The following is a 14,847-nucleotide window of genomic DNA, read 5'->3' on the forward strand; positions in this document are numbered from 1 at the left end:
AAAGTGAAAGAGGAAGAGGAATTTTCAGCCGATGATTCAGGAATCGATCAAGGGGTCCAGCAACCGCTTCGCCCGATCGTCAACCCAACACCGCTCGCCGCCTCGCTCCGCGACTTGGCGAGCGAGCTCGCCAAGTTCGGATGGTGAGAACTGCGACGCATAGCAGGAGAGGTCATCGATCCAGTCATCGGCGGCGAAACGCCCTGCAAGGCGGACGGGAACGAGTGAGCGGCATGCGTGCTCGGCGAGACGAGCCGCCTGGTTCGCAAGGTCGTCGGGGCTAGCCCGAAGCGCATAGGGCTGATCTTCGTAGCACAAGAGCGGGGCATCGCCTGCCGCCGCGATCCCTGCCCACAGGCATGCCAAGTGATCCCTGTGACCGACGGCCATCGGCACAGCCCAGATTTCACCGTCCCTTCGCCGCGCGCGCAACGCAGTGGCCAAGCGATCGACGAGCTCGCTGCCCGGCCCGTAAGCCCTCTGCACGTGCTCGCGGCCCTGGACGGACCAGTCGGCCCGGAGGGGACCATCCACGAAGTCAAGCGAGCAAACCGCCCCCGCCGTGCCGAACCGATTGATGAACGCTTCATCCTCTCGGCGTCGCATTTCCGACACGCCCTCGGTGGTCACCGACCCGGTGACCTGCGGCGCCCACGCAGTGATGGTGAAGCAGCTCAGGATACGGAAATTGCCGCCCGCAGCTACTACGCGCCGAAGGGTATGGGAGAGCGACAGCGCGGCGTCGTCACGGTGGGGTGACACCACGTCCATCGAAATCACTTGTGAGCACACGCTGTAGGCTCCCAGGTTGTTATGCACTCGGCGGCACTACTGTCAAGTGCAGTTGGGGGCGTCACCCCGCCGATCCGGGCTCGTGAACATGCTTCACGGGGATGACGTACTGATCACAAACGAATCCATCAAACCAGCGCTTGTAGAAGGCAAGGGACCGTGAGTCTGCCCATTGCATCCGTGCGAACCCGTGACCACGTTGCCTGAGCGACAGCATGCAGGCATGGACAAGGGACCTGAAGACGTCTCCGCCCCGGTGGGACGACGAGACGGCCGCTGGGCCGACCGCCCCCAGCGGAGCGTTGAATGAACCAGCGACACAGAACCCGACGATTGTGCCCAGATCGTAAGCGACATGCGCGATCGGGTTGGCACGGCGAAGCGCCGATTCGACCTCGGCCACGAAGCCCGGAACCTCCCGGCGAGTGAACGCACGGAGTTCGTCGCATGCGGGATCAACGGCGTGATCGAGCGCTCGCAGCAGAACACCTTCCGGAGGCCGAAGATCTCCCAGGCGCAACAGGTCGACAGCCATGTCGTGCGTCGACACACGTCTCGCGTACCCAAGCGCATCCGCGAAATGTGCGATCGAGAGATCATGGGCCGCGGCACCGGGGTACAGGTAGTTGGGTACCGAGCAGTAAAGCCAGATCCGATCAACCCCTCGCGAGGTGACGCTCTTTTCCACCGCCTCGACCAACTGCCTTCCGACTCCACGCCTTCGGAAGGTTGGATCCACGAGGATCGTCCGGATTCCACCGATGCGTCGCTCGCCCGTCGTATGGATGTCAAACGAGGCTGCGGCGACGAGCTCGGCGCCTCGCATGGCGATCATGAGCCTCTCGTCTGGCCCGCGATATCGCGGAAACAATTTTTCTTCGATCAATTCGGGATGGCTCCGGAACGCCGGAACACACCGCCTCGCCAGCCTGTTCACGCCATCGGCCTGCGTCGTCGATGGTGGCCCATGAGCAATCTCATGGAAGACAAGGAACTCCTGCGGTGCGCGAGGCGATTCATTCATCAGATGTCACCGTCCCGCGCACTGAGTGGGGCGAACTGGCGCCCGAGCTGGCGCTCAGGCATCGCCGTATTTCGTCGTGATACGCCTGTAGCACGGATTCGTTCCGCCCAAAGATAAAGCCGTCGCTGGCCCCGGCCGAGATGCCGCGCTGGACGCGCTCCATGGCCCTGAAGTCCTCGTCGTAGACCGCCTGCGAGATGAGGTCCCAGTTATTCTGCCAGTGTCGAGTGGCTCGATCCGCGACGCGACCATCCGGACGGAGCAGCGCCGTGCGCACCTGGCATTCACCCGGATGCCGACCAGGAAAGAACGAGTAGACCTGAACATGTTCTCGCTGGAAGAGATAAACGGTATTCGGGAACAGGAGGTAAATGAACACGCAGTGGTCTGTGAGTGCCCATTCGTTCGCCGACTTCGTCGCCACATCGGCGAAGGAAGGTCGTGCTGCCGTGATGCGATAATGCGATCCGAGTTTCTCGGACGTCATGAGCCCATCCAGGAAGTGTGCGGCGATGGACGTACGATGTAGTGTGGAGATATGAAAAATCTCCAGAAAGGTCTCAACACCGAGCTTCCAGTTGAACGCGTGGGTCGTCACGCGCTGCGCGAACACACGGGCGCACGATCCGGCGAACCCGGCCAATTCGTCGTCAAGCGTCGGCCCTAGAAATGCCTCGACCGACAAATCCTGACCTGGCGTGAGGAGCACCCAGACAAGCCCGTGGCGCACCTCCACGGGAAGGCGCCTCAGGGCGAAGTCGTTGAGGGAACATCCAGCGAACGCGGTCGGATGTCCGAACGAACGACATGTACCATCGTTGCCGTAAACCCAGCCGTGGTACTGGCACACGAATGCCTTTGCATTCCCGGCAGGCGACTCACAGACGACATTTCCGCGATGCCTGCACACGTTCAGGAATGCCCTTATGGCACCCGAGCGGTCGCGCACCATCAGGATCGGGACGCCGACGATCTCGCGGGTTACAAAATCGCCGGGGTTTGACAACTCCTCCGCATAGCCGGCCACTAGGGGATGCCCACGAAACAATTCGTGGCGCTCACGATCATGCAGGTCCGCACACTTGTAGATGTTGGCCGGATGAAGACGGGGCTGCTCGGCGAGTTCCGTTGATCGCGCCGCGAGCAATGCCGACAATTCATCAATGATCCGTCGCTGCGTCGAAGGGTTCATGAATCGTGCCGGTTATGGCAGGCAATAGTCACCGTTGAGGAAGGGGCGTTAAATGAGGTGTCATCAATGGCCGTTCAACGAAAGATCCGCTCGATCAGGCCAACCTGCAATTGACGCGTGCCAGAGAAGGATTCGCGCCCATGCATGACCGCGTAGTTATCGAGGACCATAATGTCGCCGACGTCCATTGTAAATACCGTTTCGGACTGGACCAGCGCATCCCAGATCGACAGCAAATACGCAGGCGGAATGGCACTGCCGTCAGCGAAGGTCACCTGATTCAGGTGATCGTAGTCACGCCGCTCCATGAGCCTGAGGATGTATCGCGCCTGCGAGGTACGGCCATCGCGCTCTGCCCACCGGAGCATACATTCGGGAGAATAATAGTGCGCTTGGTTGAACCAGACCGGCTCCCCGGTTTGCGGATGCTGGCGATAGGCGGATGTCGCTCCGTGCTGGAGCCGCAATGTGCCGTCGTCGCACCAAGATGGTACCCAATGGCGTTCCCGGCAGACAATTTCCACGCGAGCAGGATCGTCGGTAGCAAAGACATCCTGCCACGGACGCGACATGCCAGAGGCAAGGTAGATCGAATGTCGGGGCGGGAGCGATCGCGTCACCAGCACACCTCTCTCGCGAAAGGCGCCCTCGACCTCCGCTGGCAAGGCGGCACGAACCCGTCTGGAGGCTGCTAGAACACTTCCACCTCCGGTCGCCGACTGCTGGGCACAATAGAAGCATATTGCCTCTGGTGCCTGCGGCAGGTAGGACATCTCATGGTGCAAGGCGATGCTGTATTCGCCCGGGAGTTCCGTCGCGGAGTAAGTGACGGAACCCAAGCGCGTTCGGGGCGTGCTACCGCCGAGGTAATCCTTCATCGGGGTCCCCAGGCTACGAAGCAGCGCGGGAAAAACGTCCGCCGGCAGGCCTGCGGAGAAGCCTCTCAGCAGAACGACACCGGCCGACCGCAAGTCACACAGGATCGAGTCCCGATGCCCCGACAGCCAGTCTTGGCATTCGTCCATCGAGCGGAACGCCCCCCCTTCGTTGAGGTACATCACGCCGGGAAAATTCGATCGTGAAACAACGCGGTAGGGGCGGCTGCTCATCTTCATCCGATATCTTCAGCGAGGTGAGTGGATTTGGTGGCCGAACGACGACTAGCGACAGGGCCATCCCTGCCCGGCACTCATGCGAGGGTCACTTCCAGACTCGGCGACTCGCTCGGTCGATACTCGATCTGCACGACATTCCCGGCATCACGCAGGCTCGATTCCGTGAGACGGAGCAGTTGGAGCCGAGCCGGGGTATCGGTGATCGTGAGCCGGGTCACCTCGGCCTTCATAGAGACAGCGGCCTCCGATTTCGCCCGCCGCACTTGGCTCAGCAAATCACAGGTGACCTCAAGCAACTCGGCGCGCTCGGGGGCGGGCTCGAATCCCTCCAAGATTTCCTGCGCCGTGGGCCAAGGCGACAGATGCACGCTGGACGACATCCACCACGACCAAGACTCCTCCGCCACGAAAGGCAGAAACGGTGCGAAGAGCCGCTGGATGGTCGAGAGCGATCGTGCGATCGCATTTCGGGCCGAACCGGCATGTTGCCGGGATTCACCCGCGTTGTAAGCCCGCACTTTGACAAGCTCGACGTAATCGTCGCAGTACCACCAGAAAAAGTTCTCGATCCGTTCCATGGCTCGGCTGTACTCGAATCGTTCGAGGTCGTCGGTCGCCTTTGAGATGACCTCGGAGAGCCGTTGGAGCATGGCCAAGTCGATGGGCTCGCCAATCGCACCGTCGGGGTCGCCCTCAAATGCCAATCCGAACTTCGAAACGTTGAGCAGCTTCAACGCTAATCGCCGCCCGATTTTCATCTGTTTCTCTTCGAACGCAGTGTCTGCTCCCGGGCGCCCAAGCGCGGCCCAATAGCGAACGCCGTCCGAGCCGTATTGTTCGAGCAGGGCCTGCGGGGTGACCACGTTGCCCTTGGATTTCGACATTTTCTTCCGGTCCGGATCGAGGATCCAGCCGGACAGGCAGGCGTTCTTCCAAGGCACGCAGTCATGCTCGAAATGACTGCGCACAACGGTGGAGAAGAGCCAGGTCCGGATGATGTCGTGAGCCTGTGGGCGCATGTCCATCGGAAAGACCTTCGAGAACATTTCCGTGTCTTCTTCCCACCCACAGGCAATCTGCGGCGTCAGTGAACTAGTCGCCCAAGTGTCCATGACATCCGGATCACCGACGAATCCGCCAGGCTCCCCGCGCTGGGATGCGGCAAAGCCCGATGGGACGTCGGTCCGAGGATCGATAGGCAGCGAGGCCTCGTCAGGACATATCACGTCCCCATAGTCGATCTCGCCGGCCGCATCCACCCGATACCAAACAGGAATGGGCACACCAAACACACGCTGTCGACTGACGAGCCAGTCTCCATTCAGGCCACCTACCCAGTTTTCGTACCGCGAGCGCATGTACTCAGGCTGCCAAGTAAGCTCCGTTCCGCGCTTGAGCAGGCGATCGCGCAGGACGCCATCACGCCCGCCGTTCCGCACATACCACTGCCGGGTTGCAACAATTTCGAGCGGGCGATCTCCCTTCTCGAAATACTTGACGTAATGCTGGATGGGTCGGGGCTCGCCGATGAGGTCGTTCGTCTCACGCAGTGCGGCCACGAGGATCTTTCGCGCCTCGCCGACGTACTTCCCCGCGACGGCCACGTACCGAGAGCGAGCCGCCGGGCTCGTCAGCCACTCCGGAGTGTCCGAGGCAAGCCGTCCATCCTTGCCGATGAGCGATCGGGTCGGCAGGTTAAGTTCGCGCCACCAGACGACGTCAGTCAAATCGCCGAAGGTGCAGACCATGACCGCGCCACTGCCCTTCGCCGGATCCACGAGATCGTGGACTAGCACGGGCAACGGGACGTCAAATAGCGGCGAGCGCACCGTCGTGCCGATCCGTTCGGTGTAGCGCGCATCTTCCGGATGCACCAGAATAGCCACGCAGCTGGGAAGCAGCTCAGGTCGCGTCGTCTCGATTACAAGTGGATCCGTGCCGTCCGCGACGAAGCGCAGACTGTGAAACATGGCCGAGGATTCACGATCCTCCAGCTCCGCCTGAGCCACCGCCGTCTGAAAAGTGATGTCCCAGAGGCAGGGGGCCAACTGCGTATACACCTCCCCGCGGTCGAAATTGCGCAAGAACATACGCTGGCTAACGCGCTGGGAACGCTCGTCGATGGTGGCGTAGGTCAAGCCCCAATCGACGGAAACCCCGAGCCTCTCCCAGAGTTGCCGGAATGCCTGCTCGTCTACATGAGTCAGCTTGTGACACAACTCGACGAAATTTCGGCGATTGATCCGTACGAAATCGCTGCGCCTCTCCGCCGCCTTTCCCGGTGGAACGAATTGGGGTTCATACGGGAGGTCCGGATCACTCAACACTCCGTAGAAATTCTCGACGCGCCGTTCGGTCGGCAATCCATTGTCGTCCCATCCCATCGGATAGAAGATCGTCTTCCCCCGCATTCGTTGGTAGCGGGCAATGATGTCCGTGTGTGTGTAACTGAAGACGTGGCCGACGTGAAGTGAGCCGGAAACGGTCGGCGGGGGTGTATCAATCGAGAAAACGTCGGCGCGGTCGGCATGCCGGTCGAATGCGTAGACACGCTCCTGCTGCCACACCTCCGACCATTTCATTTCCAGCGATTCGAGCGCCAGCCTTTCCGGGAGGATGGGCTTGATTCGACGAACGAGATTGCGTCCGGAAATATCTCTTTTCTTTTGCGATGAATCGAGCATGGGATAGGGGCGAGTTAGTCAGCGATGAGATACGGCCGCCATGTATGTTTCGAAAAATGCAACACTGCGCTTGTGCGGTACTGATATTCGTCGCTGAGTGTCTGTGTAAGCACACCAATTCCGCGAAAACATCTTTCTATTAAGTTATCATAAAATCTTAGGATATCCACAAGTTTTGTGTATACGGACTTTGGGTCGCACTGGCGATAGCAAATGCAGCATAGGACGTTGATTTATAACGTTGTATGGGCTGCAATGCGCCGGTTCGATCATGGCGGCGATAAGTAGTGACCTTCGAGCTGCGGAAAACTCGGCTCTCGATGATTAGAGCGTACACGTGGCAGATATCGCGCGAGTGTAGAAATATGACTCAATCGAACTGGAGTTCAACAGGAAAACCAGAGTGTGCGAGAGATTCCGGATTCATGCATGGACAGCTGGCACTAGCGTGCGCGCCGATGGCGCATCTAGGCCTAATTGTTCATGGGAGCACGGCCCACACGAGCGCCCACCTAATCTGTTCCAATGCCGGGAGAGAACAATCAGCATAGACGTTATGCAAAATCCGTCATTCCTTCGCAGCGGCGCGCTCCGAATGAACACCGTACCACGTCTTGTCAACGAGCTGCGATACGATTGGTTTCGAGCGATGTTTGGAAACGCGCCGGGCCACGCGTGGTCAGCGTCGACCTCAAGCCTTGTCGTACGTTTTGCATATCTCGCTAACAGGTCGGCGTACGTGTGCCCAGTTGGCTCGTTCGTCCCGAGAACGAAGGTCGACGCGTCCGCGCTACGACTGCACCTCACACGGCACTTCAGTATGCTACATGGCAGCAATGATCCGAAGCGGGTGCAGCCTTGAGCGCGCCGGCGGCAGGTGCGTTTCGCGCGCTTTACGGCTTCAACTATCGTGTGTGGGCGATCGGTTCGCTGGTGTCGAACATCGGCACATGGATTCAGCAGATTGCGCAGGACTGGCTAGTTCTGACGCAGCTCACCCATCACGACGCATCAGCCGTCGGCACGGTGATGGCACTGCAGTACGGACCACAGCTCCTGCTGTTGCCATGGACCGGCTACTCCGCCGATCGCTTCGATCAACGCAAGCTGCTGATGGTAACTCAAACGTTGATGGGCGCTACGGCACTGGTGCTCGGCACATTGACTGTGATTGGCGTCGTGCAGCTCTGGCATGTGTACCTGTTCGCATTCCTCTTCGGCTGCGTATCGACATTCGATGGACCGGTACGGCAGACCTTTGTAGCAGAGCTAGTCGGTGACCGCGAACTCGCAAATGCGGTCGCGCTCAATTCGGCGTCGTTTAATGCGGCGCGGATGATTGGCCCTGCAGCTGCGGGGCTTGTGATCGCATCGGTCGGCCCTGGTTGGGCGTTCCTCGCCAATGGGCTCAGCTTCATCGCGGTACTGGTGTCGTTGATAATGCTACGAACCAACGATCTGCGGGCAAACACACGCGCGAATCGCTCTACGGGCGGCATGCTCAACGGGGTTCGCTACGTGTCGCATCGAGCTGATCTGATGGCGATGTTTCTGATGTTGTTCCTGATTGGCACCTTCGGCCTCAATTTCCAGTTGTTCATTTCGACGATGGCAGTCAGCGTATTCCATGTTGACGCTCGCGGCTTCGGAATGCTGTCATCGATGCTGGCGATCGGCACGATTTCCGGCGCCCTACTCGCTGCGCGACGCGAACAGCCCCACTTCCGGCATCTATGGATCGGCGCCGCGCTTCTCGGGCTCGGCTGGACGCTTGCCGCGCTGGCGCCGAGCTTCTGGCTTTTCGGTGCTGCACTCGTGCTTACCGGGATCGCCGCGATCACCTTCATGAACTCCACCAACACCCTCATGCAACTGTCATCCAAGCCGGAGATGCGGGGCCGCGTGATGGCGCTGCGCCTCGCGGTCGCGAGCGGCGGCATACCGTTCGGTGCGCCGATCGTAGGCTGGACCGCAAACCATCTTGGACCGCGCTGGGCGCTCGTTGTCGGTGCGGCATCATGTTTTGCCGCGGCGGCGGTCGCTTTGTATTATGTTAAATTATCGTCAAAATGGGGTCGGTGTTAGAATTGCCGCTTCACACCGGCCTCACTTGTCGGTTGCCGGTTCCGCCGAGATAATTTCCCATCCGGCGCCAACTGGTGCCTGCCAACGGAACACATGACCAAAGAGCTGGGCCCGCCCGTGTGAGCTGATGATTATCGTCACTGGGTCGCCGAGCTCAAGCAGCGCGTCGAGCGTGCGCGACAGGGTGCCATGACCAGCGCGAATCGCGAGGTGGTCTCGCTGTACTGGCAGATTGGCCGCGACATTCTCGACCGGCAGCAAAAACAAGACTGGGGTGCCGGCGTCGTCGATCAACTCCACGGGGGATCTCAAGGCAGCGTTTCCTGACATGCGCGGGTTTTCTCCGCGCAACCTCAAGTGCATGCGCGCCCTTGCCCAAGCTTTTCTGCAGCCCGAATTTGTGCAACAGCCCGTTCACAATTACCTTGGTCGCACGTCGTGACACTGCTTGACAAGCTTGACGACGCCCCTCAGCGGCATTGCCTTATATCGTGGCGGCGCGAGTAACCATCAACTGCCCAGAAGATCTGGCGCATCGAGCCTTGAGCCCGATAGCGGGATATACATCAGGACTTCTGACTGAAAGCCCCGGACGCCCTGCAACCCATTCGTGGCTTTTACTTGTCGGAACCCATCGCCGGGCGTATGGTTTATTCGTCTTCCGACCTTTTTCCGAGAGATATCAAAATGGCTGCCATGCAATCCGCGGCCACGCCCCTCTCCGACGAGGAAGCCCGGCGCCAGTTGCGCCGCGCCGTCATCGCCAGCACGATTGGCACCACGATCGAATGGTATGACTTTTTCCTCTACAGCACGGTCACCGGCCTGGTCTTCGCAAAGCTGTATTTCCCACAGTCCCACCCGCTCGTCGGCACGCTGCAGGCGTTCCTGATCTATGCCGTCGGCTTTGTCGCGCGGCCGGTCGGCGCGGCGATCTTCGGCCACTACGGCGACCGCATCGGACGCAAGGCCACGCTGATCGTGACCCTGTTGCTGATGGGGCTCGCCACGTTCGCCGTGGCCTTCGTTCCGACCTATGCAGCGATCGGCATCTGGGGCGCCGTTTTCCTCACGGTGCTGCGATTCATCCAGGGCGTCGGCGTCGGCGGTGAATGGGGCGGCTCGGTCCTGATGTCGATGGAGTGGGCGCGCACCAATGCGCATCGCGGCTTCATCGCGTCGTGGCCGCAGTTCGGCGTGCCGGCGGGATTGTTCCTCGCCAACCTCGCCGTGCTGGCCATGAGCTGGTTTTCCGGCAGCAGTTTCCTCGTGTGGGGATGGCGCGTGCCGTTTTTCCTCAGCATCGTGCTGGTCGCGATCGGGCTCTATATCCGCCTGAACATTCTCGAGACGCCGATCTTCGCGAAGCTGCTGGCCGAGCGCCGGATCGAGAAAACGCCGATGCTCGAAGTGCTACGCAAGCAGCCGAGGGATATCGTGCTGTCGGCGTTCGCGCGGATGGCCGAACAAGCGCCCTTCTATATCTATACGGCGTTCGTGTTCACTTACGGGATCACGGCGCTGGGCGTGTCGCGCGAACTGCTGCTGACGGCGGTGCTGGTGGCGTCCGTGGTCGAGTTCTTCACCATTCCGCTGTTCGGGCACGTGTCGGATCTGATCGGGCGGCGGCGGATGTACATGATCGGTGCGGCTGCCGTCGGTGTGTTCGGATTCCTCTACTTCGCGATGGTCGACAGCCGGAATCCGGTATGGATCTTCGCGGCCATCGTGCTGTCGCTGGTCCCGCATTCGATGATGTATGGGCCGCAGGCTGCATTGATTGCCGAGTCGTTTACCGGGCGGTTGCGATACAGCGGTGCGTCAATGGGTTATCAGCTCGCTTCGGTCATTGCGGGTGGCCCGGCACCGCTGATCGCGACCGCACTGTTTGCCTACTACCATTCGGGGTATGCGATCGCGGTGTACGTGCTGGTGTGTGCGGTGCTGAGCGTGGTCGCCGCATCGAAGCTCGGGGACTACACGAACAAGGATATTTCGCGGGAATACGACGACGCGCGAGGGCTGCAGGATCATGGGCACGCGCCGCCGCTGACCTGACGGATTGGCCGGCTCGTTCGATGTATAAGGTGACGAAGCGGCTGCCGGCCCGCCTTCCGCAACCGGTCCCGATTCAGGACAACGTGTGCGCCCGCAACACCACGGCAGCGGCTTGATGACGGGCATCCACGCCCACGCCCGCTCAACCGCGCGTCACTCATTGCTTGTGATCCGCGTGAACGGCGCCCAGCGCTTCTAGCAACGGTCGGAGCGCATCGAGTTCCGCGCCGAAGCCGGCCCAATCCCCCGCCTTCAGCCGCTCGATCGCGCGATCATAGTGGGCCAGCGCTTCGCGGGCGCGCGCATCCGCTGCGGCACCGGCCGGCGCCGCAGCCGGCGTCGTTCCCGGCCCCGTCTCCTTGAAGAGCGCTGCGAGCGCCTCGCTCAGGTTCTCCTCCATCACGACGCGATCGCCATAAGCCGCGATCACCCGTTTCAGCTCGGGCAATTGGCCCGATGCCGCGCGCAGATAAAGCGGCGACACGTAGAGAATCGAGTGCTCGATCGGAACGACCACGAGATGTCCGCGGATGACGCGTGAGCCCATCTGGTTCCACAGCGAGATCTGCTGCGAGATTTCGGTGCTCTGCTGGATGCGCGCCTCGATCTGGTACGGCCCGTAGATCAGCTTTTCCTTGGGGAACGCGTAGACGATCAGCTTGCCGTACCCGGGCGGATCGCAACGCGCGGCCAGCCACGCGATCATGTTCTCGCGCTGGCTCGGCACCATCGGCAGCATGAGCACGAAGCCGGCCTGCGCATCGCCGGGCAGCCGCATGATCGTGTAGTACGGCGCCATCTGCGTGTTCGCGGCGTCGCCCCCGTCGATATCGCCCGGCGCGCGAGGAAACTGCCAGAGGTCCTCGCGGTTGTAGAACACTTCCGGTGCATCCATGTGATACGCGCGGTAGAGGTTCGCCTGGATCAGGAACAGATCCTCGGGGTAGCGGATGTGCTGTTGAAGATCCTGCGGCATCGCGTCGAGCGGCTTGAACATGCCGGGGAAGATGCGCGCGTAAGTCCGCACCAGCGGATCGGAAGGATCGCTGACGTAGAAGTCGACCGTGCCGTTGTACGCGTCGACCACCACCTTGACCGCGTTGCGGATGTAGTTGGCGCCATCGCCGACGCCGGGCGGCGCATACGGAAACCAGTGGCTGGTCGTATAGGCGTCCTGCATCCAGAACAGGCGTCCGTTGCTTGCCACGACATAGGGGTCGTGGTCGAGCGCGAGAAACGGTGCGATCGTGCGTATCCGGTCCCGGATGTTGCGATGAAAGAGGATCCTGCTCTCGTTCGTGATGTAGTGCGTCAGCAGGATGTTGGGATCGCCGAACTGCCACGCGAACAGGCTGCGCCGCACCGCGCCGCCGATCGCGACACCATCGCGCCCGCTGTAGGACGTGTAGACGTTGCTGTCGCCCTTCGGGTAGTCGAATTCGGGCACACTGCCCTTCACGATCACATAGCCCTGCCCGCCTTCACCGAAGTAGATGCGCGGTTCGTGGATCGCCGGTCCGCCATCGGCGACGGGCGGGATGTCGCGCAGATAGAGCGACGGCAAGCCTTCCGTGGATTTCTCCGTGACCGGCGACATCACGATGCCGTTGCCGTGGGTGAACAGCAGATGCAGGTTCACCCAGGTTCGGGCGTTCTCCGGCAGCATCGTCTGATCCAGATCGCGCGCCGACAGCATGACCTGCCGGTAGCCGGAGTCGAGATGGTAGCGATCGATATCCACGGAAAGGAACTTGTAGTAAGTCCTGATCTCCTGCAATTGCGCATAGGTATCCATCAGCGGCTGCACATCCCACAGGCGGATATTGTCGACGGTCGCGCGATTGGCCTGCAGCGACGCAAGATTCAGGCCCTGCTCGGCCGTGAACGGTTTGACCTCGATCTGCGCGAGACCGTAAGCCTGCCGCGTCAACGCGATGTTGTGCTGGATATAGGGCGTCTCGAGCTGCAGCTCGCTCGGCTTGACGTAGAAGCGCTGGAACAGCGCGGGATAGACGATACCGAGCGCAAACGAAGTGCCGAACACGAGCAGCACCGCAGCGGCCGGCAACCGATAGCCGGGCCGGCGCATGTTGACCAGCATCGCAACGGCCGACGCAGTGGCGAGGCCGACGAGCAGCCACAGCACCGGCAGCATCACGTGGACATCCGTATAACCCGCGCCGACCACGACACCGTTGTTGTCGTAGAGCAGCAGAAAGCGTTCGAGCCACCAGGAACAGGCTTTCAGCAGGAAGAAGAGCGCCAGTAGCGCCGACCCGTGAATCGCGGCGGCCGACGAAAGCCCCTTCGGCGGGCGGAGCATGATGTCGCCGCGCAACCAGTAGACGCTGACTGCGACGATCGCGCTGCAGACGACCCCTTGCAGCAGCAGGTTCTTCAGCACGATCCAGGCGGGTAACGCGAACAGGTAGAAACCGATGTCCTTGCCGAAGATCGGATCGTGCGCGCCGAACGGCACCCGATATAGAAAACGAAGCACGACATCCCAGCTGGACATCGCACCGGCGGCGATCGCCAGCCCGAGAATGACGGCACCCGCGGCGATGACCGCCCGCCAGGGAATGCGCGACGCGACCTCCCCTGCCAGCGCCCGCAAGACATCCTCCGCACGCGTCGACGAAGTGTCCGCGACCTGCCAGACATCAACGGGCCTGGCATAACGATGCGCGAGCCACCCCGACGCGCCGATCGCGGACGCCGAGACGGCGAACACCGCAACGAACAGCAGTACCCTCGCGGACAGGATCGTCCAGAAGACGCCGGCATAGCCGATCGACGAGAACCAAAGCCAGTCGACCAGGAGGCCGGTGATGCGCCCGACGACGATCAGGCAGGCGATGACGATCGCAGCCGCGATCCCGTAGCGTCTCAGGCGTGGGACGGACGTTGCTTGCGAGCGCATCGAGGCTCCTTTGCCGGGCCGTCATGCGTGGCCGGCTGCGGCCGGACCGGGGTATGCCGTCGATCCGTCAGTGAGAATCGCGGCCGGCCGCCTGTCTGAATGCTACGCCCGTTGCCGACACGTCGCCATCGGGCGGCATGCGCGACGTCACTTGGGCGATCGAACGCGGTGCACTGCATCGCAGCAAATTCGATCACTCCCTCCGCGGAACGCCGTGTGAAGCCAGGGGAGCGCACGGCCAAGGGGCGTTTGCACGCCATCCGGGTAACGCTCGCAATGCGTGCTCGGGCGGCTTGCCGCGCCGGAACGGACGGAAGGCGAAATGGACGATCCCCATGATCTTCAGGGCTTTGTCGACGCACAGGATGCGGGGTATGCCCGGGTGTGCGACGAGCGAAGGCACGGACACAAGCGAAGGCACTGGATGTGGCTCGTGTTTCCGCAGATATCGTCGTTCTATAAAAACCGCCGCTTGCCTTTCATTCATCAGGGGCGCACCCACTGCCGACGCTTTCCGAAATATCGGCGCGTAGTGCATTTGTTTTAGTGGTCGATGCAATTGTCGAGCGGTGCAAAATATTCGCGAAACTCCGTGTTAAAGCGTAGCGAGCGGTGCTTGAAGCAAGCATGCATCTGCTATCCGTCCGATGTTGTTTTTTTATGACAGGGAACGCGGGTTCCCGGATAGGTATATCGAGTCGGTCGATTATTCGAGGTTTCGTGTTCTATTGATGCGATTGATTCGAAAATTCATTTGCAAATCGATGACGACTCCCCTCCCGTCGGGCAGTTCGCCGGGGCAGGATGTTGTCCTGTTCGAGTTCCCGCTTCACACGATCGACTGCAGCTTGTGTTGCGGCGCGGCGCTTGGCATTCGACATGGAGATAGTTCGTGCGATCGCGATGACGAATGCAATCGTGGGGGCTTGGCCTGTAGCGGCAAAGCTGTAATCCATGGCCAGTTCCTGATCACG

At 61.0% G+C, this 14,847-nt stretch carries 11 protein-coding genes; 4 read left to right on the forward strand and 7 right to left on the reverse strand.

Annotated features, from left to right (window positions below; translation table 11 throughout):
- Nucleotides 1-36: 36 nt before the first annotated feature.
- From HAV18_RS17670 to valS, 5 genes are all read right to left on the reverse strand, one after another.
- Nucleotides 37-771, reverse strand: coding sequence for a PIG-L deacetylase family protein (locus HAV18_RS17670; RefSeq protein ID WP_166958044.1), 735 nt, complete (start codon nucleotides 769-771; stop codon nucleotides 37-39).
- 82 nt (nucleotides 772-853) lie between these two features.
- A complete protein-coding gene (locus HAV18_RS17675; RefSeq protein WP_166958046.1) occupies nucleotides 854-1,816 on the reverse strand; it encodes a GNAT family N-acetyltransferase in 963 nt (320 codons plus the stop codon).
- Nucleotides 1,809-3,008: an aromatic ring-hydroxylating dioxygenase subunit alpha gene (locus HAV18_RS17680; protein WP_166958048.1), complete on the reverse strand. Its 1,200-nt coding sequence runs from the start codon at nucleotides 3,006-3,008 to the stop codon at nucleotides 1,809-1,811. Before HAV18_RS17680 ends, HAV18_RS17675 begins: the two co-directional genes overlap by 8 nt.
- 74 nt (nucleotides 3,009-3,082) lie before the next feature.
- Nucleotides 3,083-4,123, reverse strand: coding sequence for a TauD/TfdA family dioxygenase (locus HAV18_RS17685; RefSeq protein WP_166958050.1), 1,041 nt, complete (start codon nucleotides 4,121-4,123; stop codon nucleotides 3,083-3,085).
- A gap of 74 nt (nucleotides 4,124-4,197) precedes the next feature.
- Nucleotides 4,198-6,807, reverse strand: a complete 2,610-nt coding sequence (gene valS / locus HAV18_RS17690; protein ID WP_166958052.1) for a valine--tRNA ligase — start codon at nucleotides 6,805-6,807, stop codon at nucleotides 4,198-4,200.
- Nucleotides 6,808-7,665: 858 nt separating this feature from the next.
- Here valS and HAV18_RS17695 point away from each other — a divergent pair.
- The 3 genes from HAV18_RS17695 to HAV18_RS17705 all read left to right on the forward strand — a co-directional run bounded on the left by HAV18_RS17695 (nucleotide 7,666) and on the right by HAV18_RS17705 (nucleotide 10,950).
- On the forward strand, nucleotides 7,666-8,892 hold the full coding sequence (locus HAV18_RS17695; protein ID WP_166958054.1) for an MFS transporter: 1,227 nt from the start codon (nucleotides 7,666-7,668) through the stop codon (nucleotides 8,890-8,892).
- Between the two features lie 189 nt (nucleotides 8,893-9,081).
- Nucleotides 9,082-9,219 carry a DUF1016 N-terminal domain-containing protein gene (locus tag HAV18_RS40280; RefSeq protein ID WP_347814767.1) on the forward strand — a complete coding sequence of 46 codons (138 nt, stop codon included), beginning with the start codon at nucleotides 9,082-9,084 and terminating at the stop codon, nucleotides 9,217-9,219.
- Nucleotides 9,220-9,579: 360 nt separating this feature from the next.
- Complete coding sequence (locus HAV18_RS17705; RefSeq protein ID WP_166958778.1) at nucleotides 9,580-10,950, forward strand: MFS transporter; 1,371 nt, start codon at nucleotides 9,580-9,582, stop codon at nucleotides 10,948-10,950.
- 157 nt (nucleotides 10,951-11,107) lie between these two features.
- Here the strand turns inward: HAV18_RS17705 and HAV18_RS17710 are convergent, their stop codons facing one another.
- Nucleotides 11,108-13,873: a UPF0182 family protein gene (locus HAV18_RS17710; protein WP_166958056.1), complete on the reverse strand. Its 2,766-nt coding sequence runs from the start codon at nucleotides 13,871-13,873 to the stop codon at nucleotides 11,108-11,110.
- 322 nt (nucleotides 13,874-14,195) lie between these two features.
- Between HAV18_RS17710 and HAV18_RS40385 the strand changes: the two genes are divergently transcribed.
- Nucleotides 14,196-14,420 (forward strand): DUF1810 family protein, encoded by a 225-nt coding sequence (locus HAV18_RS40385; RefSeq protein ID WP_166958058.1) that lies wholly within the window; start codon nucleotides 14,196-14,198, stop codon nucleotides 14,418-14,420.
- A gap of 178 nt (nucleotides 14,421-14,598) precedes the next feature.
- Here HAV18_RS40385 and HAV18_RS17720 read toward each other — a convergent pair whose 3' ends face one another.
- Entirely contained in the window at nucleotides 14,599-14,829 is a 231-nt protein-coding gene (locus HAV18_RS17720; protein ID WP_166958060.1) for a hypothetical protein, read from the reverse strand.
- Nucleotides 14,830-14,847 lie beyond the last annotated feature (18 nt).

The sequence above is a fragment of the Burkholderia sp. D-99 genome (assembly GCF_011605345.1).
Lineage (GTDB): Bacteria > Pseudomonadota > Gammaproteobacteria > Burkholderiales > Burkholderiaceae > Burkholderia.

What these genes read in the sequence shown, in the direction of transcription:
- valS (WP_166958052.1), bottom strand. Translation starts at nt 6,807, where the DNA reads ATGCTCGATTCATCGCAAAAGAAAAGAGATATTTCCGGACGCAATCTC.
- HAV18_RS17720 (WP_166958060.1), bottom strand. Translation starts at nt 14,829, where the DNA reads ATGGATTACAGCTTTGCCGCTACAGGCCAAGCCCCCACGATTGCATTC.
- HAV18_RS17670 (WP_166958044.1), bottom strand. Translation starts at nt 771, where the DNA reads ATGGACGTGGTGTCACCCCACCGTGACGACGCCGCGCTGTCGCTCTCC.
- HAV18_RS17705 (WP_166958778.1), top strand. Translation starts at nt 9,580, where the DNA reads ATGGCTGCCATGCAATCCGCGGCCACGCCCCTCTCCGACGAGGAAGCC.
- HAV18_RS40280 (WP_347814767.1), top strand. Translation starts at nt 9,082, where the DNA reads ATGACCAGCGCGAATCGCGAGGTGGTCTCGCTGTACTGGCAGATTGGC.
- HAV18_RS17675 (WP_166958046.1), bottom strand. Translation starts at nt 1,816, where the DNA reads ATGAATGAATCGCCTCGCGCACCGCAGGAGTTCCTTGTCTTCCATGAG.
- HAV18_RS17685 (WP_166958050.1), bottom strand. Translation starts at nt 4,123, where the DNA reads ATGAAGATGAGCAGCCGCCCCTACCGCGTTGTTTCACGATCGAATTTT.
- HAV18_RS17680 (WP_166958048.1), bottom strand. Translation starts at nt 3,008, where the DNA reads ATGAACCCTTCGACGCAGCGACGGATCATTGATGAATTGTCGGCATTG.
- HAV18_RS40385 (WP_166958058.1), top strand. Translation starts at nt 14,196, where the DNA reads ATGGACGATCCCCATGATCTTCAGGGCTTTGTCGACGCACAGGATGCG.
- HAV18_RS17710 (WP_166958056.1), bottom strand. Translation starts at nt 13,873, where the DNA reads ATGCGCTCGCAAGCAACGTCCGTCCCACGCCTGAGACGCTACGGGATC.